The sequence below is a fragment of the Denitrovibrio acetiphilus DSM 12809 genome, from assembly GCF_000025725.1.
Taxonomy (GTDB): Bacteria; Chrysiogenota; Deferribacteres; order Deferribacterales; family Geovibrionaceae; genus Denitrovibrio; species Denitrovibrio acetiphilus.
Genome location: NC_013943.1, coordinates 2,026,690 through 2,048,927 on the forward strand (window position 1 = coordinate 2,026,690; position 22,238 = coordinate 2,048,927).

The 22,238-nt window shown below is 44.0% G+C and carries 17 protein-coding genes, 1 pseudogene and 1 riboswitch; of the genes and pseudogenes, 4 read left to right on the plus strand and 14 right to left on the minus strand.

Translation table 11 applies throughout. From position 1 onward, the window contains the following. Positions 1-7 precede the first annotated feature (7 nt). The 9 genes and pseudogenes from DACET_RS09715 to metF form a co-directional block, all read right to left on the minus strand. Positions 8-2,217: pseudogene (locus tag DACET_RS09715) on the minus strand (ribonucleoside triphosphate reductase). Positions 2,218-2,410: 193 nt separating this feature from the next. After that, a riboswitch (cobalamin riboswitch) is annotated at positions 2,411-2,578 on the minus strand. A 46-nt stretch (positions 2,579-2,624) separates the two neighbouring features. Beyond that, the gene (meaB, locus tag DACET_RS09720; protein WP_013011202.1) at positions 2,625-3,617 is read right to left on the minus strand and encodes a methylmalonyl Co-A mutase-associated GTPase MeaB; all 993 of its coding nucleotides are present in this window, start codon (positions 3,615-3,617) and stop codon (positions 2,625-2,627) included. A gap of 71 nt (positions 3,618-3,688) precedes the next feature. Continuing rightward, the gene (scpA, locus tag DACET_RS09725; RefSeq protein WP_013011203.1) at positions 3,689-5,830 is read right to left on the minus strand and encodes a methylmalonyl-CoA mutase; all 2,142 of its coding nucleotides are present in this window, start codon (positions 5,828-5,830) and stop codon (positions 3,689-3,691) included. Between the two features lie 188 nt (positions 5,831-6,018). Next, positions 6,019-6,540: an acyl-CoA carboxylase biotin carboxyl carrier protein subunit gene (locus DACET_RS09730; protein ID WP_013011204.1), complete on the minus strand. Its 522-nt coding sequence runs from the start codon at positions 6,538-6,540 to the stop codon at positions 6,019-6,021. Position 6,541: 1 nt separating this feature from the next. Beyond that, entirely contained in the window at positions 6,542-8,068 is a 1,527-nt protein-coding gene (locus DACET_RS09735; protein ID WP_013011205.1) for an acetyl-CoA carboxylase biotin carboxylase subunit, read from the minus strand. A gap of 12 nt (positions 8,069-8,080) precedes the next feature. Further along, positions 8,081-9,625 carry an acyl-CoA carboxylase subunit beta gene (locus DACET_RS09740; protein WP_013011206.1) on the minus strand — a complete coding sequence of 515 codons (1,545 nt, stop codon included), beginning with the start codon at positions 9,623-9,625 and terminating at the stop codon, positions 8,081-8,083. A gap of 193 nt (positions 9,626-9,818) precedes the next feature. Further along, a complete protein-coding gene (locus DACET_RS09745) occupies positions 9,819-10,457 on the minus strand; it encodes a phosphorylase family protein (RefSeq protein ID WP_013011207.1) in 639 nt (212 codons plus the stop codon). Then, positions 10,457-11,332, minus strand: a complete 876-nt coding sequence (locus tag DACET_RS09750; protein WP_013011208.1) for a radical SAM protein — start codon at positions 11,330-11,332, stop codon at positions 10,457-10,459. Before DACET_RS09750 ends, DACET_RS09745 begins: the two co-directional genes overlap by 1 nt. Positions 11,333-11,342: 10 nt before the next feature. Continuing rightward, positions 11,343-12,197 carry a methylenetetrahydrofolate reductase [NAD(P)H] gene (gene metF, locus DACET_RS09755; RefSeq protein ID WP_013011209.1) on the minus strand — a complete coding sequence of 285 codons (855 nt, stop codon included), beginning with the start codon at positions 12,195-12,197 and terminating at the stop codon, positions 11,343-11,345. Positions 12,198-12,276: 79 nt separating this feature from the next. Here metF and DACET_RS09760 point away from each other — a divergent pair, with 79 nt between their 5' ends. Beyond that, complete coding sequence (locus DACET_RS09760) at positions 12,277-12,852, plus strand: lytic transglycosylase domain-containing protein (RefSeq protein ID WP_041229964.1); 576 nt, start codon at positions 12,277-12,279, stop codon at positions 12,850-12,852. Positions 12,853-12,862: 10 nt separating this feature from the next. On the opposite strand, the gene DACET_RS15615 is transcribed toward DACET_RS09760, so the two are convergent. The 3 genes from DACET_RS15615 to DACET_RS09775 form a co-directional block, all read right to left on the minus strand. Further along, the gene (locus DACET_RS15615; RefSeq protein ID WP_013011211.1) at positions 12,863-13,957 is read right to left on the minus strand and encodes an iron-containing alcohol dehydrogenase family protein; all 1,095 of its coding nucleotides are present in this window, start codon (positions 13,955-13,957) and stop codon (positions 12,863-12,865) included. A 54-nt stretch (positions 13,958-14,011) separates the two neighbouring features. Next, positions 14,012-15,115: a branched-chain amino acid aminotransferase gene (locus DACET_RS09770; protein WP_013011212.1), complete on the minus strand. Its 1,104-nt coding sequence runs from the start codon at positions 15,113-15,115 to the stop codon at positions 14,012-14,014. Between the two features lie 134 nt (positions 15,116-15,249). Next, the gene (locus DACET_RS09775) at positions 15,250-16,437 is read right to left on the minus strand and encodes a hypothetical protein (protein WP_148214179.1); all 1,188 of its coding nucleotides are present in this window, start codon (positions 16,435-16,437) and stop codon (positions 15,250-15,252) included. Positions 16,438-16,645: 208 nt separating this feature from the next. Between DACET_RS09775 and DACET_RS09780 the strand changes: the two genes are divergently transcribed. Genes DACET_RS09780 through DACET_RS09790 form a run of 3 tightly spaced genes read left to right on the plus strand, consistent with a single transcriptional unit; the run spans position 16,646 to position 20,086 of the window. Beyond that, positions 16,646-18,082: a TrkA C-terminal domain-containing protein gene (locus DACET_RS09780; RefSeq protein WP_013011214.1), complete on the plus strand. Its 1,437-nt coding sequence runs from the start codon at positions 16,646-16,648 to the stop codon at positions 18,080-18,082. Continuing rightward, positions 18,075-19,232 carry a cation:proton antiporter gene (locus tag DACET_RS09785; RefSeq protein WP_013011215.1) on the plus strand — a complete coding sequence of 386 codons (1,158 nt, stop codon included), beginning with the start codon at positions 18,075-18,077 and terminating at the stop codon, positions 19,230-19,232. The genes DACET_RS09780 and DACET_RS09785 overlap by 8 nt, the downstream gene beginning before the upstream one ends. 11 nt (positions 19,233-19,243) lie before the next feature. After that, positions 19,244-20,086, plus strand: coding sequence for a mechanosensitive ion channel family protein (locus DACET_RS09790; protein ID WP_013011216.1), 843 nt, complete (start codon positions 19,244-19,246; stop codon positions 20,084-20,086). An 18-nt stretch (positions 20,087-20,104) separates the two neighbouring features. Here DACET_RS09790 and DACET_RS09795 read toward each other — a convergent pair whose 3' ends face one another. Both DACET_RS09795 and DACET_RS09800 read right to left on the minus strand, forming a co-directional pair. Further along, on the minus strand, positions 20,105-20,743 hold the full coding sequence (locus DACET_RS09795) for a LysE family translocator (protein ID WP_013011217.1): 639 nt from the start codon (positions 20,741-20,743) through the stop codon (positions 20,105-20,107). 139 nt (positions 20,744-20,882) lie between these two features. Then, positions 20,883-22,220 (minus strand): sodium-dependent transporter, encoded by a 1,338-nt coding sequence (locus tag DACET_RS09800; RefSeq protein WP_013011218.1) that lies wholly within the window; start codon positions 22,218-22,220, stop codon positions 20,883-20,885. Between the last annotated feature and the right edge of the window lie 18 nt (positions 22,221-22,238).

The window sequence follows — 22,238 nt, forward strand, 5'->3', positions numbered from 1 at the left end:
AGTCATATTATTTCTGGATATCAAAAGTCTCTCTGTGAACAAATTCTTCTTTTTTACCTTTGTTCCAGTGGCTTGTAGGGCTGTGATATCCTACAACGCGGCTGTACACTTCACACTCTTCACCTTTAACATCCTTAAGTTCTTCTCTCAGTGCATCAATTCTTTCAGCATTACTCATAATCATACCTCCATAGTGGTTTCGAGTTCACGGATCTCCGCCTCTATACTGTTTCTTTTCTCTTCAGCACAGTGCGGGCAGTTTTTATGTTCACCCTTTATGTAGCCATGCACCGGACAAACGGAAAATGTCGGAGTGATAGTTACATAAGGGATAGCGTATTCGTTAGTTATCTTCTGCAAAAGTCTGTTTACAGTGCTGTAGTCATCCACCGCTTCACCGAGAAAAACGTGAAATACCGTCCCTCCGGTATAGAGCGTCTGGAGCTGATCCTGATGTTTCAGGGCTTTAAAAAGCTCCCTTGTTTTCTCAACGGGGATCTGTGTCGAATTTGTATAATACGGGTTCTCAGCAGAACCTGAAGTTATTATACCCGGCAGATCTTTTGCGTCCTTCTTCGCCAGTCTATAGGATGTTCCTTCAGCCGGAGTGGCCTCAAGATTATAAAGCATGTCGTCTTCTTCCTGAAACTCACCAAGCTTATCACGCATGAAGTTGAGTATTTTTACTGCGTACTCCAACCCGTCCTTATGCATAATGTCAACGCCTATAAAGTTTTGCAAAGCCTCATTCATGCCTATTATACCTATAGTGTTAAAGTGATTTTTCCAATACTGACCAAATCTTTCCTTGATAGCAGACAGATAGTATCTTGCGTAAGGATAAAGACCGTTGTCGGTCAACTTTTCAAGGATTCTTCTTTTAACACGAAGGCTTTCTCTGCCTAGCTGCATAAGACTTTCCAGCTTCGCAAAAAAATCAGCTTCATTTTCAGCACTATAGCCCATTCTAGGCAGATTTATCGTGACTACGCCAATGGAACCGGTAAGGGGGTTCGCACCGAAAAGACCGCCTCCACGTTTACGCAGTTCTCTGTTGTCAAGCCTCAGACGACAGCACATGCTTCTTGCATCATCCGGACTCATATCGCTGTTCACAAAGTTTGCAAAGTAAGGAATACCATATTTTGCAGTAACTTCCATGATTTTATCTACGATCTCATGTTCCCACTGAAAGTCTTTTGAAACATTATAAGTCGGGATCGGGAAGGTGAAGATACGTCCTTTGGCATCGCCTTCAATCATAACTTCTATGAAAGCTTTGTTCAGCATGAACATCTCTTCCTGGAAATCATTATAAGTTTCAGCCTGCGGTACACCGCCGATGATAACCGACTCATCTCTATATGTTTTAGGTACAAACAGATCAAGGGTCAGGTTCGTGAATGGTGTCTGAAAGCCAACTCTTGTAGGAACATTAATATTAAAAATAAATTCCTGAAGAGCTTGCTTGACGTCTTTGTAACTAAGTTTGTCGTAAGCGATAAACGGGGCAAGCAGTGTGTCAAAGCTTGAAAAAGCCTGAGCACCCGCAGCCTCACCCTGCAGTGTATAAAAGAAATTTACTATCTGCCCGAGAGCAGAACGAAAGTGTTTCGGAGGTGCACTCTCAACCTTCCCTGCAACCCCTCGGAATCCCCTGACTAAAAGGTCTTTCAGATCCCATCCACAGCAGTACACCGCCAGCAGACCGAGGTCATGAATATGCATATCGCCGTTCACATGTGCATCAGCAATATTTTTCGGATAAATTTTGTTCAGCCAGTATTTCGCTGTAACGGTTGAGGATATATAATTATTTAAACCTTGTAATGCATAGGTAGTATTGCTATTTTCATTTATACGCCAATCTTCGCCGCCAAGATATTCCTCAACGATAGACTCAAAGCCTGTAAGAGTGTCTTTGATATCGCGAATGTCTGAACGCTGTTTTCTGTATATAATATAAGCCTTTGCAGTTCTAGCATGTCCGTTTTCGATGAGGATTTTTTCAACAGTATCCTGTATCTCCTCCACAGAGCATGTGCCGTATTTTCCGTAAGAATCTATCAGCTCACGGCAAACCTTTATAGACAGTTCCGACGATGTGTTCCTGTCTGTCCCGCCCACGGATGAAGCAGCTTTAAAAATAGCATTTGCAACCCGCTCCTGGTCGAAAGCAACAAACCTGCCGTCCCGTTTCATAACTTTTTCAATCATGTGTGTCACACCTCCAAATGTGCGCAGTCATACTGTCAGAATAAAGCGAAGCATCTTAAATAACTAGATAGTTCCGTAGCGAATATACTTTTAGAGGGGGTATATATACAGCAAGATTACTGAGCACAAGCGCAACTATAAGTATTAAGAAGATAAAATTATGGATTGAGTAATGATAAGCTCATCCATCCCTCCGCTGGTATATTGCAGGTCAGGTATCCTGGCTTGCCGTCATCCTATTTGTCTTAACCTTCCCGCTTTCGCAGTGGTTTTCTGAACAAGACTTTCGTCAGGCTTACAGTTGCGGGGGCAGCGGCGGATTTTAACCGCACTTCCCTGAGTCCTACTTGGTATATTTTGATATGAATAAGTTCTGATGTCAACCACATTTAAGGAGTAATTTAAGCTTAATATCTTTTGAATAGTTCCAGCAATCGTTTAGACGCCGCGGATGGAGTTGTTGTGCCGTTTACGACAGCTTCCTGAATTTGCGGCAGCATTGCCTGAACATTCCTGCTGTTCTTAAACATATCTTTAAGGTTGTCCATAACCATTGTCCAGAGCCAGTCCACAGCTTGTTTTTTACGCTTATCCGCAAACTCTCCGCTTGCCGTCAGCTTACCCCTGTAGTCTTTTACCATGTCCCAAACCTCTGCGACTCCTTCGTTATAAAGGGCGCTTGCGAGTAGAACCGGCACTGTCCAGTTTTTTGATTTTGGGCGGAGGATGTGCAACGCATTCATGTATTGCCCTCTGGCAAGCTCTGCCTTCTGCCTGTTCTCCCCTTCTGCCTTGTTTATGACGATGGCGTCAGCAATTTCCATCACGCCTTTCTTGATCCCCTGTAGCTCATCCCCTGCATTTGCAAGCTGGAGAAGCATAAAAAAGTCCACCATAGACGCAACAGTTATCTCAGACTGACCAACTCCAACTGTTTCAACCAATACCACATCATAACCGGCAGCTTCGCAGAGAAGCATTGTCTCCCTCGTCTTCTTCGCAACACCGCCAAGAGTGCTTCCGGCTGGAGACGGACGTATAAAAGCGTTTTTATCACGGGCGAGTTCTTCCATACGGGTTTTATCCCCCAAAATAGAACCGCCTGTGATCTGGGAAGAAGGGTCTACGGCAAGCACAGCAACCTTGTGCCCCTTCGCAGTGAGGAGCTGGCCAAAAGCTTCTATGAAGGTTGACTTGCCGACACCCGGCACACCGGAGATACCTATACGGACGGAATTACCGGTATAGGGCAGTATCTGATCAAGTAGCTTCGCAGCATAATCCTGATGGTCGGGGTTGGAGCTTTCTATAAGCGTGATTGCACGGGACAACGGACGAAGATGCCCTTCTACAAGTCCCTTTGCGAGTTTGTCTGTATCCATAGCACCTGATGAAGCCATCGCATACAAAGTTTCTTCTTTGCTGCAATGACTGAAAAAAGAGGCTCCCCATGGTGAGAAGCCTCATAAATTTATTTCTTAGCTTTTATAGCCTCAAGGGTCTTTTTCGCTGATTCTGTAATAGGTGTCCCCGGTCCGAAGACACAGGCAGCACCAGCAGCATAGAGCTCTTCATAATCCTGACGCGGGATAACACCGCCGCAGACTACAACAATATCTTCACCGTCAAGCTTTTTCAGCTCTGCCATAAGCTGCGGTATAAGGGTCTTGTGCCCTGCTGCAAGTGATGAAACACCCACAACATGTACATCATTCTCAACAGCCATTCGTGCAGCCTCTTCCGGAGTTTGAAAGAGCGGACCAACATCTACATCGAAACCCGCATCTGCATAGGCAGAGGAAACAACTTTTGCACCTCTGTCGTGACCGTCCTGCCCCATTTTAGCAACGAGTATTCTCGGTCTCCGTCCTTCCTGTTTTTCGAATGCATCTATGTCTGCCTTAAGTTCGTTAAAACCTGTATCGTCTTCAAACATTGAACCGTACGCTCCTGAAACAAGCTTAATATCTGCCTTATGTCTACCGAAAACTTTCTCCATGGCATCTGATATTTCGCCGATGGACGCTCTCTGCCTTGCAGCATTAACGCAATGTTCCAGCAGGTTCTCCTGTTTATCTTCGCATGCTTTTGTCAAAGCATCAAGAGCACTCTGACAAGCTTCATTGTCACGTTCTCTGCGGATTTTCTCCAGACGTTTTATCTGAGATTCACGCACAGCAGTGTTGTCTATATCCAGGACTTCGATAGGGTCTTCTTCTTTCAGTCTGTATTTATTCACACCGACAATAACATCTCTGCCACTATCAATCGAAGCCTGTTTTTTTGCTGCGGATTCTTCTATCTTCAGTTTCGGCATACCCGTCTCAATAGCTTTTGTCATTCCGCCCATCTTCTCTATCTCTCTGATCTCTTCCCGTGCCTTGTCGATGAGTGTCTGCGTGAGGGATTCGATATAATATGAACCACCCAGCGGGTCAACAACTTTTGTGATACCTGTTTCTTCCTGTATCACAAGCTGAGTGTTCCGCGCAATGCGGGCAGAGTGATCAGTAGGCAGTGCGATTGCCTCGTCCAGCGCATTAGTGTGCAGAGACTGTGTCCCGCCCATAACTGCCGCCATAGCCTCTATGGTTGTCCGGATAACGTTATTGTAAGGATCCTGCTCGGTTAGCGACCAGCCCGATGTCTGACAGTGGGTACGAAGCATCTTCGATTTAGGATTTTTCGGGTTAAACTGTTCCATAAGTTCGTTCCAGAGAAACCTCGCCGCGCGCAATTTAGCTATCTCCATAAAAAAGTTCATACCGATAGCAAAGAAAAATGACAGCCTTGGTGCAAATGAATCCACATCAAGACCTGCCTCCACAGCCGCTTTGACATACTCCAGCCCGTCAGCCAGAGTAAATGCAAGCTCCAGAACATTGTTGGCGCCTGCCTCCTGAATGTGATACCCGGAGATAGATATAGAATTGAATCTCGGCATAAATTTACTGGTGTATCCGATAATGTCAGAAATTATTCTCATAGAAGGAGCAGGAGGGTAGATATAAGTATTTCTCACCATAAATTCTTTCAGAATGTCATTCTGAATAGTTCCTGCCAGTTTTTCCTGCGTAACACCCTGCTCTTCCGCAGCAACTATATACATCGCCATAACAGGTAGCACAGCTCCGTTCATTGTCATAGAAACAGAAACGTCTCCGAGAGGTATTTCATCGAAGAGGATTTTCATATCCTCTACGGAGTCTATGGCAACGCCGGCTTTCCCGACATCCCCCACAACTCTGGGGTGGTCAGAGTCGTAACCTCTGTGCGTGGCAAGGTCGAATGCCACTGAAAGCCCCTGCTGACCTGCCGCAAGATTTCTTTTATAAAAAGCGTTGGACTCTTCCGCTGTGGAAAACCCCGCATACTGCCTCACTGTCCATGGTCTTCCTGTGTACATGCTGGCTCTTGGTCCTCTCATATACGGAGAAAAACCAGGAAAAGTATTTATATTCTCAAGTTTTTCAAGATCTTCAAGTGTATAGAGCGGCTTAACATCTATCCCCTCGGCTGTGTGCCAAGTGAGTTTATCGATATTATCCTGTCTGATCTCTTTAGCAGCAGCCTGCTCCCAATCCTTGATGGTCTTCTTCTCAGAGTCGCCCATCTCACTCACCTCCTGACTTAGAGTCAGTCACTTTCACAATACCGACTGACCAACGTAAACACAAAATGTCTCATTAGTCTGCAAACTAATCGGTACTGATCATTTTTAAACTTATAGTATAAAAATAACACAAATATCAAAAAAGAGGGGAGCAATGTCCCCTCATATGAAGCTATATATAAGATTGATTACTCAACCACCGCAAGCCTGTCACCTGTAACAATGGTCTGATCAAGCTCAACAAAAATATCTTCCACAATTCCGTCTTTAGGGGCTTTTATCTCGTTTTCCATTTTCATAGCAACAAGTATCATAAGCGGTTCACCTGCTTTGACCTCCTGCCCTTTTTCAACGAGAATTTTCCAGATATAGCCCGGCATCTGAGCCTCGATTATCTGGCGTCCCTCAAGACCTGCGGAGTGACGCATTTTCATAAGGCGCTTCATCTCATCCAGAACTTCTATGGAAAAGTTATCTCCATTTTCCATAAGTATGTCAAAGATATCACCTTTTTCGTCAATCTCCATAGCGTATGACTTGCCATCTATTATTATTGAATAAACGTCGTCACCAGCCATAGCGAAATCTATACTGTGCTTGCGTCCGTCGATATCTATAGTGAACTGATTCTGCGTATTTTCCACCAGTTCAACAATATATTCCTTTTCACCGCCATCTATAGTGGCAAAGTAGTTCCTTTTGGTTATCATCTTAAGCACCCCCCAGCTTATTTCCGAGGCTTGTAAGCCTGCCGAATCTCTTCCAGTTGGACTCACCCACATCACGCCTTGTAACGCTTCTGGCGGCGGCAATCTTCTCTGAAAGGAGCTGTTTGATTGATGCTGCTATTATGGGAACATCGACATCCTCGTTGCGCTTCCTCTTCATATCTTCCATATCGAACTTTGTATCGATGAAAGCTGTATCATAGTTTCCTGCAAGGAATGTCTCATTTTCAAGCACTCTTTTGTGGAAAGGGATAGATGTTCTGATTCCGCATATTTTATACTCAGACAAAATGCGCTTCATGCTGGTGATAGCCCTCTCCCTTGTCTGACCGATTGCACAAACTTTTGCTATCATCGGGTCATAGTAAAGGGGTACTTCAAAACCTGCATATGCACCGGAATCAACTCTGACATTTGGTCCTTCCGGAGATTCATAAACAGTTATAAGCCCTGGGGACGGAGCAAAGTTATTTAAAGGATCTTCTGCATATATACGACACTCAATCGCATGTCCGTACTTCTCCACCTCTTCCTGTTTGATAGGCAGAGGTTTACCTTCTGCAATAGTTATCATCTGATGAACAATGTCAACCCTGGTGATGAGCTCTGTAACAGGATGCTCAACCTGAAGGCGTGTATTCATCTCAAGGAAATAGAAATTCTGGTCGGCACCAACGATAAACTCAAGGGTTCCTGCACTCTCATAACCGATAGCTTTTACAGCTTTAACTGCCACATCATACATTTTAGCCCTGGTGTCGTCGTTTATAAAAGGTGACGGAGCTTCCTCTATAACCTTCTGATGACGGCGTTGGATAGAGCATTCACGTTCGAAAAGATGGATGCCGTTTCCGTGAGAGTCGCCAAGCACCTGTATCTCGACATGGTGGGGCTCTATGATAAATTTCTCAATATACATGTCCCCGTTGCCGAAAGCGTTCTGAGCCTCAGAACTGGCTGTCCTATATGCAGAGTCGAACTCTGACTCGTCGTTGACCAGCCTCATCCCCTTTCCGCCGCCGCCGTGAACAGCTTTAAGCATTATGGGGTACCCAACTTCAAGAGCAACTTTCTTAGCTTCTGCCACATCTGTAATTGCGTCTTTTGTCCCGGGCACAACAGGTACACCTGCTTCTATCATAGCTTTCCTTGCACCGGTTTTCGATCCCATAAGGATGATGTGCTCGGCTTTAGGACCTATGAAAGTGACTCCGTTGTCCTCACAGGATTTGACAAAATCAGCATTCTCAGCATAAAATCCGTATCCGGGGTGGATAGCGGCACCAAGTTTTTTAGCCAGTTCAATTATTCTGTCCTGCTTCAGATAGCTTGTATCGTCTGGTGATTCTGAGATACAGTAAGCATAATCAGCGTATCTGACGTGGGGTGCCAGTCTGTCTGCATGGGTATAAACCGCAATAGTCTCGATACCCATTTTTCGACAGGTTCTGAAAACCCTTATTGCTATTTCGCCTCTGTTGGCGACAAGTATTTTAGTTATATCAGCCATTATATCCCTCCATTAAAGCGGCAGGTTGTCGTGCTTTTTAGCGGGGTTTGACTGCCTTTTGTTAGAAAGCAGTTCAAATGCCTGAACCACTTTCGGTCTTGTGTCCTCAGGAAGGATGACCTCGTCAACAAAACCTAGCTCCGCAGCCCGGTACGGGTTAGCGAATTTTTCACGGTATGCGTCGACCTTCTCTTTCTTCGCAGCTACAGGATCATCAGCAACAGCGATAGCTTTTCCATAAAGAATCTGAGCTGCGCCGTCAGGCCCCATAACAGCAATCTCCGCTGTCGGGAAGGCATAGTTGATATCTCCGCGAACATGCTTTGAACTGAGAACGTCATAAGCTCCGCCGTATGCTTTACGGGTTATAACAGTAACTTTAGGCACTGTAGCTTCGCAATAAGCATAAAGGAGCTTTGCCCCGTGGCGAATGATACCGCCCAGCTCCTGCTTAACGCCTGGCATAAAGCCTGGTACATCCACAAGAGTCAGGATTGGGATATTAAATGCGTCGCAGAATCTTACGAATCTTGCTGCTTTAACTGATGAGTCTATATCAAGCGCACCTGCCATAATTGCCGGCTGGTTCGCCACAATACCCACAGAGCGCCCGTTAAGACGTCCGTAGCCTATTATTATATTTTTTGCATAATGTTCCTGAACCTCGAAAAAGTTACCGTCATCGACGATCTTTTCGATCACCTCTTTCATATCGTAAGGCTTGTTCGGGTCAGCAGGAACAAGAGTTCTGAGAGACTGTTCTGTCCGGTTCGGATCATCCTTTGTCGGAGTGATAGGAGCCTCTTCCATGTTGTTGGAAGGGATGAAGCTGAGAAGTTCTCTTATGCGAAGGATTGCGTCTTCGTCATTTTCAGCAGCAAAGTGTGCGACTCCGGATGTGGTATTGTGAGTCATTGCACCGCCAAGCTCCTCTTTTGTCACATTTTCTGAAGTAACCGTCTTCACAACTTCAGGTCCTGTAATAAACATATAGGACGAATCCTTCACCATGAATGTGAAGTCTGTGAGAGCTGGTGAGTAAACAGCACCGCCGGCACAAGGTCCCATTATCGCTGATATCTGTGGAACAACACCGGATGAAAGCGAATTGCGGAGAAAGATGTCCGCATATCCTGCAAGGGAGAGCACCCCTTCCTGAATACGGGCTCCGCCGGAGTCATTAAGACCTATAACAGGGCATCCGAGCTCGATAGCCTTGTCCATAATCTTACAAATCTTTTTTGCAAACTGTTCGGCGAGAGAACCGCCAAAGACTGTGAAATCCTGAGAGAATACGAAAACTGTTCTGCCGTTAACCTTTCCGTACCCAGTAACAACACCGTCACCAAGGAATTTTGTTGATTCCATATCAAAGTTGCTGCACCTGTGTACGGTATACTTGTCAAACTCGACAAACGTACCTTTGTCAAGAAGCTTATCGACCCTTTCACGGGCGGTGAGCTTGCCCTGTTTATGCTGTTTAGCAATTCGATCGACACCGCCGCCAAGCTCGGCAGCAGCATTAAGCTCCTGAAGCTGTTTTATTTTCTCTTCCATTATATATAGCCCCCTCTTAGTGGTTATAATGGCTAATAATAAAACATAATTTAGATTTATTGTCAATACACAAAAAAAGGACAGACCTCTATGGCACTTAAACCATAACAACCTACACAACAACAACTTACGTCAAAAAAATATATTTTTCAGGTTTGAAATTTGTTAACAGGAACAGTCTAAAAACAAATAATTACTGCATCGAAAAAGACAAGTCCAAAACCCTTTCTAAATTAGCTGCTGCCTTTTTAAAGTTCCACTGCTGTTCTGTTCTATTCCCACAGAAGTTAGACACACCTCTTACCTGAAAAGACTTTATCCCCAGCATGTTACATACATAACCGAAAGCAGCACCTTCCATATTTTCAACAGATGCTCCAGTTGATTTCTGCAATATTTCTGAAATGCGACCTTCCCCATCCAAAAACGAAACAGTATTGGAATCAGCTACAGGCAGGTCACGGAAAGCACTAAACGAAATATAACGGCTTCCCATAAACCCAAACCCCATTTTAAACAATGACTCAAAACCTAATTCCGTATATAGTCCCTCGTCGGCAAAGTAATCTTTTTCTACAGAAATCACATCCCCAACAGAAAGGCCACTCTCTCTGTACGCCCCGCAAACTCCGGTAAGCAGAGCTTCTGAAATATCGAAAGTGCCGAGAACTGCCGTAGCGGCAAAAGTTACAGGCGTCTTAGACACCCCGGTGATAAAAACCGGATAACCCCTGAACTCCCCCTGCATTATCCCGTGCTTCCACTCAGTAAATTTCACATTGGGGAAGATTTTACCTGCCTCACCAAGTGACGGTACAAAAATAGCTTTCATCAAAACTCCTCGTAGAAATCAGGATACTCATTCAATATGCCTCGGTGCTCCATAACTTTTCTGGTGTCCTCAATCTGACTGATGAGCTTGCTTTTATCCTGAGAAAGTCTTCCGGAAAGAGGCACAAAGTTTGAAACATGATTAGAACGGAATATAATATTCCTACCGTCAACCTTCTCTATAATTCCTCTGGTTTCATCAAGGATATCAGCCATGGTCGGCTTTTCAAGATTGTTGAAATAATCTTTTTTTCGACGGAGGAACAGTGTCAGAAAAGACAGAAAATCCGGATTAACTTCGCTGATCCATTTTGCAGAATCGTCAATATGTGCCTGCTTAAGCTTTTTGCCGCCGCCGCCAAGGATAATCATCACAGAGAACTGAACCCCAAGCTCTTTTATCTGCTTTATTTTCGGCATAACCTTAAAAGCGTCCATCCCCTTGTTCATGAGTTTCAGAACTTCTCTATTGCCTGATTCCAGCCCGAAATATAAAAGCTGCAGCCCGGCATCATAAAGTGACTTCCACTCATCCATACTCTTCTTCATAATAGCCTGCGGACCGCAATAGGAACTGTATCTTCTTATTTCAGGGAATCTCATGTTCATATGTTCAAGTATCTTAATTAATCCTTCAGTGGGATACACAGCGGCATCGCCGTCAGCCAGAAAGACTTTATGCACTTTCATTGCAAATTCCTCAGGGATGTCGTCTACTTCTCTGATAACGTCCGCGACAGGCTTAACACGAAAAGGTTTTGCAGTATACATGCCGCAGAATGCGCATTTATTATATGAACATCCCTCGGTTATCTGAAAGATGAGAGAATTTGCCTCGCTGGGAGGTCTGTAAAGAGGTTCTGTGTATCTAGGCATGAATATACCTTCAGAAGATCCGTTTCAGTATCTCTTCCGTAACACCGTGCTTATTAAGGGTATAGAAATGAAGTCCTTCCGCCCCGCTCTCCCACAAACCGCCGCACTGCTTCACAGCGTAGTCCAGCCCGATCTCAAACTGATCTTTCAGACTTTTGTCCTCCATTTTTTCAAGAAGAGGCTTAGGGATGCTGGCTCCGCACATATCTGTAAATTTGACAGCCTGAGACAGATTAACAAGCGGCATGATTCCAGCCACAACAGGAATGTTAATCCCTGCCTTGCGAACTTTATCAAGATAGTTATAAAAATAAAAGTTATCAAAAAAGAGCTGCGTTATTATAAAGTCGGCTCCTTCATCCACTTTACGTTTCAGATTATCAATATCTTCTGCCATACTGCCTGCCTCAGGGTGCTTTTCAGGGTAGCCCGCAACACCAATAGAGAAATGATCCCCTGTGGTTTTACGTATATACCGCACAAGGTCGGCAGCATACTGAAAATCTTTAGTCGGTTTAAATTCAGTCGTACCGGCAGGGATGTCCCCCCTGAGAGCAAGGATGTTATCAACTCTGCTCTCCTTAAGACTCTGAGTTGCAGAATCTATCACCGCTGCGTCAGCACCTATACACGTAAAATGCATCATAACGCTGTAGTCATGATCCTCTTTCATGCGTTTTGTCCATTCAAGTGTTTTTTCTGTGGTTGAACCGCCGGCACCATAAGTTACGGAAACAAATTCCGGATTATATCTCCTGAGTTTTTTTATTGTTTCAAAAAGAACCTGCTCACTCTCCTGCTTTTTTGGCGGAAAAAACTCAAAAGAAACAGATCTTTTATCTTTTAATATTTCAGATATCTTCATAATTACTCCAATTTGATTCGAAATATACTAATACACACACTTTATTGACTGCAAGCTGTTTTTATGTGATTATCCCTTTATGATAACAGCAATATACAAAAAAATTTTACTAATCTTTCTAATATACATTATAACACTTAACTGCCTGACAGCTCTTACGTCATTAAGCCCGAAAGCACTCATTAATCCATTTTTCGTCAAGAACAGGACAGTGAGCATGTATCATCTGGCAAAACACATCGTCCTTGTTGCGGGGCTGGGGCTTGTTACATCCAGCGACGAAGAGATTGACAGGCTCGTCCTCAACGCTTCACAAAAATACGGAGCGGACCCGAAACTCATTCATATAATGATTAATGTTGAATCAAAAGGACGCCAGTTTGCAATCAGCAGAACAGGAGCAATGGGGCTTATGCAGGTAATGCCAACAACATTTTTCGACATCGCCGACGGAGACCCGTTCCTTGCAGAAGACAACATAGATGCGGGAGTGCGCTACTTCACAACTCAGTACAGACGTTTCAAGCGTATAGACCTTGCCCTTGCCGCCTATAACGCTGGGCCTCAGCGTGTTAAAGACGGAAAAGTGCCCGACTTCGGCGAAACCAGACACTACATAAAACGCATTATGGATGTTTACGTAAACACTGACTAACCTTTATTATCTAATAGCGGACAAGGACATCCATTACAAAACTTTTATCAACTTTAAATGGCATGTATTCAACATTTTTCTTTTCAAGAGCGTAGTCAACCATAGCTTCGATCTCGCTCTCCGAGATGATCTCTTTCAGTGAAACATCATAACCAAGCTCACTCTGCCACTTCTGTATATCAAAACTGTGCTTCTGCATAATAGCTGCGAGCGCATCATAGCGTTCAACCTTTTTCAGCCTCAGCATCTCAAGGTAGTAAGGCATGAGTATGGCATTTGCAGTCCCGTGGTGAATGCCCTTTTCGTTTGTAAGCCAATAGCCGAGGGCGTGCATAAGCGTTGTGGCGGTGTGAAGGATAGTAACCCCCGCAAGTGTCGAACCGTAAAGAAAGTTGAGTAGGGTCTCGTCACTTGTTGCTATCGCTCCGTCAGCAAATGTTGCCATAATAATCTCCATAGAGGTCACAGCCATAGAATCACTAAAGGGGTTTGCGCGGGTGGAAACAAAACCTTCCATCCCATGAGAAAGAGCGTCAAATGCGGTTGCATATATTATCTTTTTGTCCAGACTGCGGAGAAAAACAGGATCGATCACTGCATATTTAGGAAATGTATTATCCTTAGCAAAATTGACCTTATCCATCTTTTCTGTATCTGTAATAATAGCATAATTGTTCATTTCGCTGCCTGTTCCGCAGGTTGCAGGGACAGCAATCAGCGGAAGCGGCTCGTTGTCGAGTTCGTCCTGAGAGAGAAGCTCATAAAAGCCTTTGTTATTTGTAGCGAAAGCAGCAATAGCCTTTGACGCATCAAGGGGGCTTCCGCCTCCGAAGCCTATCACAACATCCGCCTTCTTCTCTCTGGCAAACTTACCGCCTTTTATGACGGTATTAATAGACGGATTCTCCTCTATCTCGCTGAAATAAAATATCTCTTTTGTTTTGAAATACATATCAAGATATTTCTTAAAACCGGCTTTATCAATAGATGTCCTGCCGGACACCACACACACCCTTTTATAAGGTTTTAGGAGAGTATGAAGGTTCTCGATTGCATTAAATCCGAAAAAAGCTTTAACAGGGCTGTGAAAACTGAATTGTGACATGAAACACTCCGAAAAAAATAAGGGGGCTTTCGCCCCCTGCTGTATTAATGCTCTTTAGCGAGCCAAATCGTATTGAAAATGCGGCACCTTCTGAAGCCAGCCGAGCTTATCTGCTGCCTTTCCTGTCTGGATAGCCGTGTATGCTTCATATATTTTTCTGGTATTTTCACCTATTCCGCCGTCACCGACAGTTAGTATGTCGCCGTTCTCAAATATATATTCGCTGACAGGCGTAACAACGGCAGCAGTACCGAAACCGCCTGCCTCTATGATTTCACCTGACCTGATACCATCAAGAAACTCTGTAATTTTCACACGCTCCTGACGGACTTTATAGCCGAGAGAAGGGAGAAGTTCCATAACAGATAATGATGTTATAGAACGTAAAATAGAGTCTGTAAACTCAGGGATGACAACTGTCTTGTCTTTTGTTATATGAAAGTGGTTCATAGAACCGACTTCTTCAATGTATTGATTAGAAGCATCGAGGTAAAGCACCTGACTTGCATCATACTTTTTGCTGAATCTGGCCGCCTGAAATGCCTGACCATAGTTACCGCAGCATTTCGCACTTCCTGTCCCGCCTGAAACCGCTCTGTGGTATCTTTCTGTGACAAGGAGTCTCACCGCATGTTTGAAACCGCCTGAATAGTAAGCTCCGCTCGGAGAAAGCAGGACGCAGAATGTATATGTTGAGCTGGGAGCCATGCCGAGAGCGTCTTCTGTCCCTATCATAAAAGGACGGACATACAGAGACGATTCAGGCTGCATAGGACACCACTTACGTTCAACGTCAAGGAGTTTCATCATACCTTCCACCTGGACATCCACAGGTATTTCAGGCATGCAGAGTTGATTAGCGGAGACGTTCAGCCTCTTTGCATTTTCCTCCAGCCTGAAAGCGTAAAGCTCACCATCTTCGTGCATAAATGCTTTCGCACCCTCGAAAATGGACTGACCATAGTGGAGAGCCACCGCACCCGGCATAATGCTGAGAGATCCGTAAGGGACAATACGAGCGTCCTTCCAGACTCCTTTTGCGTAGTCAATGAGCAACATGTGGTCGCTTCTCAGTTTGCCAAATGGGAGAGACTCAGCGTCTTTGATAGTGCTGCATTTGCGCTGACTCTCTGGTAAGAGTGTCGTTTTTATTTCCATTTCATCCTCGTTGTTAGTGTGGCTTGATACCTCACTTGAATTGTTAACATTACATTATATGAATTATAAGCACACTCGTAAAGAGCTTTGGTGCATTTTTATAAATAAATTTAAGAGAAATTAAACTATTATAGTTAAAATTTAAGTGTCACTTGACCGTATACTCTTTTAGCTGGTGTAACTATCTGCCTGCCAACCTCATCATAAAAGCCGCCGAATTCCGTTTCAAGGCGCCCCGCAGGTAAATCAGCCCCTACAGAAACGAGAAGATTGTCTTTGAAGTCCCACTCGATTTTAGGCTGTACTATACTGGAATTATCCCTTACATTATAAATATAGCTGATAAAAAGCCTAATTTTATTTACCGGCAGATACTTCAAGCCAATAGCCGAATAATATCTGTCACGCAGAGAAATATACCCGCTCTCCAGCTTTTCGCTAAGCTCTCTGCTTCTATCAGCCGCCTGCACCGAGTCGACACCGAGGCTGTCATAATAAAACTCAACAAAACCGGTAACAGCTCTGTCCAGAAAAAGCCATTCGTAATCAGCATTTAAAACAGCAGTTACATAGTCTTTCTCCTGCCCGTATCCTACCACCGCATCTGCCCTGACATGACCGTCTCCATATGTGAATGACACCCCAAAACCTGCCACAGGGTCTCCATAGTAACCTCCGCCATAAATCGACACAGAAGCATTCTCCATCTGTTCATGCAGGCGCAGAAGAAACGCTGACCAACTTGTCTCTATGTCTCTGCTGTCCGGATTACGCCCCGGGACAGTAATAAACTGTATATCTGAAAACACATACCCCTGCCAGCGCAGCAGAAGCATGTCACGCCCTTCTCTGTAATCACGCATATTGTTCGTCGGTTCGTAAGGATTTATGAAATCCGCCGCCTCAAAAAGGATACCCCGTCCCCACTGAACAGCCTGTCTGCCGAATCTGATTTCAGAATGAGGAAGAGTGTAACGAAAATATAGTCTGTCGAGGCGATGATACGCCTCTTCACCGTTTGCATCAAGATACCCCTGCGTAAGAGAAAAAAGCTGAGTATCATCTTTTGAGTTATCTGTGGAGAGCTTTACGACTTGCCAGGCATTCCCTTCCAGCGCATCAAGTGCGGAAAAGTATTCCCCTTTGGAAAAGCTGTTTTCGTAGTGCACATACAAAAATGTACTATATGCCGCTTGCCCTTCAACCATTATTCGGCTGAGGACACGGGCTTCGATCTTTGCCTCTTCATCGCCAACCATGTCCATAACACTGGCTGCTCCGTATGTGTCTATGTTAGTATGTGTTTTAATCAGTCCTTTCACTTTAAACTCTTCTGACCACACAACCGGGCTGAAAGATAAGATCATACATAAAATAACAAAAATAAACCGCATTGTTTAAATTTCACCTGAATTCGTATTGGTAATTATAATATATGATAATATTCTTCTCAGCAGCAGTTTTAATTAAAATACCGCTATGCTGATTTAAGGCAGATGGTATAATAACTCAAACCACTCCGGAGAATATATGAGCAATAAAACAAATGGCAATAGTGAAAAGTACACTCTGATTATCGGTCTTGGCTATTTTGAAAAAGAGATGGTTGACCACCTGCGTCAGCAGAGGACAATCAAAGTGATGGAGATAAAAGAAGCCGCTATCGACAAACTCAAAGGACAGTTTGACGACGTTGAATTTATCAACGGTGACTCGTCAAGCCTCGTAACATGGAAGAAACTCGACAAGCAGGCAATTTCGCAGATAATTATTACAATCAGAGATAAAGACATAGTCCACGAAACATGCCGTATAATAAGGGAGTATCTCGAACTTGAGATATTAATCATCGTTATCAGCTACGACGATTACGATACCGGCATCCTTGATGAATTTAACATAACAGTTGTCCGCCCGTTACAGATGAGTCTGGACATTATAGCAAACCTTCTGGACAAAAATGTCTCATGGCCGGTTAACATAGGCAACAGAGAGGGCGAAATAGTTGAAGTTCAGGTTTTGAAAAATTCTCACCTGATCGGAGTAAAGCTTAAGCATATTCGCCCGATAAGCTGGAGCGTTGCACTGATCTATAAAAATGGTAAGCCTTCAGTCCCCAACGCCAATACACGAATCACCATCGGCGACAGAGTGATCATCGTTGGCGAGCCTAACGTCGTGAAAGGAATCATAGAAACACTCTCCAAAGGCGAACCGAATTTCCCGCTTCAGTTCGGACCGAATATCGCTGTTCTTTGTCATAGACAGTACCCGAAACTTATCGACGAAGCAGTGTATCTCCTCAGAAATACATTGGCAAACAAACTGCATATCCTTCCGGTTAAAGGCAAAAGCATAAGCAAACTGGCGGAAAAACTTAAAAACGAAAAAGTCGAGCTGACTACAGGTGAAGTTGTAATATCCTATGAAGATATCGCCGACCTGAAAGACGGAATGATTGTCATGCCGAAAAAGAAAGGGCTGTTCTATGCTCAGTATTACAGAAAGTTTTTTAACAACGGCAGGTCTCCCATACTGTTCACTAACGGGACAACCAAATATGATCACGTCTTAATCAGCCTGAACACTGAAACCCCTGCGTTTGCCCTTGAGACCGGAGCAGAATTCGCAAAGCTTCTGGGGGCTAAATTTACTGTTTTGTATGTCAGTGCCATCGAGGGGGAAAGGGGCAAGAAAGATATGGAATACCTCAACTACCGAAAGGATCTCATTGCGGATTTTGAAATGTCAGACGGTGTTACCATTGACCATGAGATACTTTCCGGTAATCCAGTTATCGAAACGGTCGAGCGTGTCGCGCAATTCAAAGGAGAAAACTGTATGGTAGTTGTCACTTTTGATCCGGAAGACAGTACGAGCGTTTTCAAACCTAACGTCCCTTATCTGATAACCCGAAAAACTGAGGCAAGCGTGCTTGCCATCCCTGTAGAGGACACCCATGCATAGCAGTGAGGCTGTTTTCCTCCTTATACTTGTGCTCGGTGCATATATTGCTCCGATACTGTCACGTAAACTTATGTTCCCTCCATCTGTGGGTGAGGTTCTCTTTGGTATAGCCATTGCGCCCATTTATCACAGGATAATGCACACCCAGGACATAATAAATTTCATGGCAGAGCTGGGCTTCCTTATACTCATGTATCTGGCAGGGCTGGAAGTTGACTTTGAAAACATACGCTCGATGCGCAAAAAAGAGCTCATGAGCTATGTAGCGTCAATAAGCATCATAGCGGCGCTGTCCATGTCAATATCAACCACTCTGGGACAAAAGCCCATCATGGGTGTTGCATATATGACAGTGGCAATCGGTCTGCTTTACCCTGTTTTGCAGGATCTGAAGCTCTTAGACAAACCGGAAGGTCAGTCACTGCTTGTGCTCGGCGGAATAGGTGAGATATTCTCTCTGGCCGGTCTGACGTTTATGTCACTCTATTACCAGTATGGTGTCGGGACACAGGCATTAATGCATCTTCTGGGGCTGATAGCATTTGTCCTCACTATCTATGCATTTTCGAAGCTTTTTCACCTGCTGATCTGGTGGTATCCGCGTATTTCGAACGTCCTCACAACAACAGGCACAGCTTCCGAAATGGGGATACGGGCAAACTTTGTTAATATGTTTATATTTGTTGCAGGGGCGGCTCTGATAGGGATAGAACCCATCATCGGCGCTTTCATCGGAGGGATGCTGTTTTCACTCCTCTTCCGCTCCAAACATGACATACAAGAGATATTCAGCGGTGTCGGGAATGGCTTTCTGATTCCTATATTTTTCATAAACGTAGGGCTTAACTTCAAGATATCCTACCTCGCCAACACAGAAGTGATCATAGGAGCAGTGTTGATATCTATCCTTTTGCTGCTTATCAGATATCTTTCGATGATTCATTTTCTGTTCACAGGGGTTTCATTCAGGCTTTTCATGATAGCCCCCGTTGCTCTCTCCTTCCCTCTGACGCTTATGGTAACTGTGGCAATGTTCGGCATGAATTATAAGGTGATAACTGAGACAGAGGCCGCTATGCTGATCATATCCGCACTGCTGACTGCAATAGTTTACCCTATGCTGACTAAAACACTGGCAAAAAGATTTTGAACGGAGTTTATATGCCCATCGAAAATGAAATGCTTATAAGAATAGCTTCAACTATCATAACAATTGCAATCATCATCCTGCTGAGAAATATATCTCTGAAAATGATCAAAAACAGAGATTTCCATCACAAAGAGGCAAAGATGCGAGCAATGGTATACACCAGAAAATTCTTTATGCTTCTGGTCATTCTCACCGTAGCTTTCATATGGCTTTCCCATATAAAAGACTTCGCTCTGTCCATCACAGCCCTTGCGGTTGCGATAGTTCTTGCTACTAAAGAGCTTATTTTATGCGTAACAGGCGGCATGATCAGAAACTATTCCCAGTCTTACCGCATAGGTGACCGGATACACATAGGTGACTACAGAGGCGATGTAGTAAATATTGACCTGCTCTCCACAACTCTTCTTGAGATTGGTCCGGGGGTCAGCTCTCACCAATATACGGGACGAAGCATCAACATACCAAACGGCATCTTCCTTTCCCACCCGCTTATCAACGAAACCTTTACAGAAAAATATATTCTGCATGTCTTCTCTGTCCCCATAAGTTCATGCGCAAAATGGCAGGAAGCTGAAAAAGTACTCCTTGAAGCTGCAAATGAAACCGTGCAGGACTATATCGAGGAAGCAAGAAAACATATGGAAAAGCTGAGCAGCAGAACCGCCTTTGAAGCTCCGAACGTTGACCCAAGAGTGACAATCATAATGGCGGACAAGGACACGCTCAATCTACTCGTTCGCGTTCCGGTGCCCTCACGCAGAAAAGGTAAGATTGAACAGGCGATTGTCAGGCTGTTTCTGGAGAAATATGACAAATTTGGCTATAACCCGATGATACCGGAAAATAGCTGACAAAATCAGTACCAGCCTCTATTGCTGAATCCGTTTGAGCCGAAGAATCCCCAGCCCCATAGTAATAAATATACCGCCGGTAATGCGGTGAAACCATACAATATTTTTCCGGTTATTTATAAACATTCCGGCAGATTTAGAAACATATCCATAGCTGCATAAGGATATGAAAGAAAAAAACATAAATATCACGGTCATAACAAAAAACTGAGGTAGAACTGAAATTTTGAGGTTCAGAAACTGCGGGAAAAGAGCAGCGAAAAAAAGTATCGGTTTCGGGTTTGTAGACGCAAGGAAAAAGCCCTCTTTGAAATATGAAAAACTACTTCTGGCTTTTTTCGCAGAAGCATCAAAATCTGCTGTTAGACCATGCTTGCCATTTCTCAACTGCTTAACGCCCAGATAGATCAGATAAGCAGCCCCAACAAGCTTAGTTACTGCAAACAGTGCCGAAGAGGCGAGCAGCAGCGCACCAAGCCCTGAGATTGAAACAGCCGACAGCAGAAAAAGCCCAAGGATATTCCCAAGAGAAGACATTGCAACAATCTTCATATCTGCTGTCATGCCGTTTGTTATGGCAAGAAAAATTGCAGGACCGGGGCTTATTATATAAAAAAACGAAACCACTGAATAAACTATTAATATCTGATAATCCATTGCATACCTCTGCTGTACAGGTCCTTAATAGGAGGAAACAGGTTAAGTATATAACGGTTATAACTGCAAATCAAATTATTAAAAAAGGCACCCTGTAAGAGTGCCTTAATGCTTATATTATCAATCCGTCAGGCGAATATTACCCGAATAGCCCTATTTTGTTGAGGAAAACGATAAATATCGTTACAGGGGTAACAAAGCGGATCAGAAAAAACCAGACATTGAATACTTTGACAAGTTTGTCGGAGTCAACTATCTGCTGGCGCGCAATCTCTTTTTTCAAAGCATAACCCACATAAACAGAAGTAAGCATCCCACCTATAGGGAGCATATAGTTACTCGCTATGTTATCAAGCCCGTCAAGAATCGGCATACCGATGATTGTAAAATCACTAAGGACATTGTAAGAAAGTGCAACAGGTATACCTGCAATATAAACTGCAACACCCATAATCAGAGATGCTTTTGTACGTCCTATGCCTTTTTCATCAATAAGATACGCAACCACAACTTCAAAAATTGAGATCATAGAAGACAATGCTGCAAATGAAAGCAGAACAAAGAAAAGCAATGAAAGCTGATGTCCGAAAGGTATCACAGCAAAAACCTGCGGAAGGGTCTTGAAAATAAGCCCAGGTCCCGCAGCGGGTTCCAGCCCCACAGTAAAAACTATAGGGAAAAGAGCAAGCCCTGCAACCAGCGCAACAACAGTATCAAGTATTGCCACTCTGGAAGCCATAGGAAAAATACTCTCCTTCTGATCCATGTATGAGCCGTAAGTTACCATAATCCCCATGGCAAGCGACAATGTGAAAAATGAATGCCCGATAGCCTCAAGAACCCCATCCACAGAAAGACGGGAGAAGTCGGGATAAAACATAAAACGTATACCTTTGGCGGCTCCGTCGGTTGTCATGGCGTATACAAACATAATGACCAGTATGACAAACAGTGATGGCATGAGTATCTTATTCCAACGTTCAAGCCCCTTCTTAACACCGTTTAAAACAACCAGAACGGTAAGGATCATAAAAATAGTAAAGTACAATAGCTGAGTATACGCATCACCGACAAGCTGCCCGAAAAGCCCTGTTATCTCTTCTGCCGGAAGATGGATATACGAGGCAGTTACAGACTTCAGCAGGTAGTCAAGAGTCCACCCCGCTACAGTACCATAGTAAGATAAAATGATAAAACTTGCAGCAAAGTTCAGCCAGCCGAGGTTTGACCATAAAGGGTTCTTGCTTAGTGATTTAAATGAACCAACGATATCTTTCTGAGTTTCACGCCCAATCAAAAGCTCTGCTATCAGAAGCGGCAGACCGCAGATAACAATTGCAATGAGATAAACTATAACAAAAGCACCACCGCCGTTCATTCCGGTGATGTATGGGAATTTCCATATATTGCCAAGTCCCACTGCTGAACCAACGGCAGCCAGAAGAAAACCAAGCTGGCTGCTCCAGTGATTTCTCATAATAACACTCCTTTTAAA

Coding starts and splice junctions, on each gene's coding strand:
- meaB (WP_013011202.1), bottom strand. CDS start 3,617: ATGGCTTCATCAGGTGCTATGGATACAGACAAACTCGCAAAGGGACTT.
- scpA (WP_013011203.1), bottom strand. CDS start 5,830: ATGGGCGACTCTGAGAAGAAGACCATCAAGGATTGGGAGCAGGCTGCT.
- DACET_RS09730 (WP_013011204.1), bottom strand. CDS start 6,540: ATGATAACCAAAAGGAACTACTTTGCCACTATAGATGGCGGTGAAAAG.
- DACET_RS09735 (WP_013011205.1), bottom strand. CDS start 8,068: ATGGCTGATATAACTAAAATACTTGTCGCCAACAGAGGCGAAATAGCA.
- DACET_RS09740 (WP_013011206.1), bottom strand. CDS start 9,625: ATGGAAGAGAAAATAAAACAGCTTCAGGAGCTTAATGCTGCTGCCGAG.
- DACET_RS09745 (WP_013011207.1), bottom strand. CDS start 10,457: ATGAAAGCTATTTTTGTACCGTCACTTGGTGAGGCAGGTAAAATCTTC.
- DACET_RS09750 (WP_013011208.1), bottom strand. CDS start 11,332: ATGCCTAGATACACAGAACCTCTTTACAGACCTCCCAGCGAGGCAAAT.
- metF (WP_013011209.1), bottom strand. CDS start 12,197: ATGAAGATATCTGAAATATTAAAAGATAAAAGATCTGTTTCTTTTGAG.
- DACET_RS09760 (WP_041229964.1), top strand. CDS start 12,277: ATGATAACAGCAATATACAAAAAAATTTTACTAATCTTTCTAATATAC.
- DACET_RS15615 (WP_013011211.1), bottom strand. CDS start 13,957: ATGTCACAATTCAGTTTTCACAGCCCTGTTAAAGCTTTTTTCGGATTT.
- DACET_RS09770 (WP_013011212.1), bottom strand. CDS start 15,115: ATGGAAATAAAAACGACACTCTTACCAGAGAGTCAGCGCAAATGCAGC.
- DACET_RS09780 (WP_013011214.1), top strand. CDS start 16,646: ATGAGCAATAAAACAAATGGCAATAGTGAAAAGTACACTCTGATTATC.
- DACET_RS09785 (WP_013011215.1), top strand. CDS start 18,075: ATGCATAGCAGTGAGGCTGTTTTCCTCCTTATACTTGTGCTCGGTGCA.
- DACET_RS09790 (WP_013011216.1), top strand. CDS start 19,244: ATGCCCATCGAAAATGAAATGCTTATAAGAATAGCTTCAACTATCATA.
- DACET_RS09795 (WP_013011217.1), bottom strand. CDS start 20,743: ATGGATTATCAGATATTAATAGTTTATTCAGTGGTTTCGTTTTTTTAT.
- DACET_RS09800 (WP_013011218.1), bottom strand. CDS start 22,220: ATGAGAAATCACTGGAGCAGCCAGCTTGGTTTTCTTCTGGCTGCCGTT.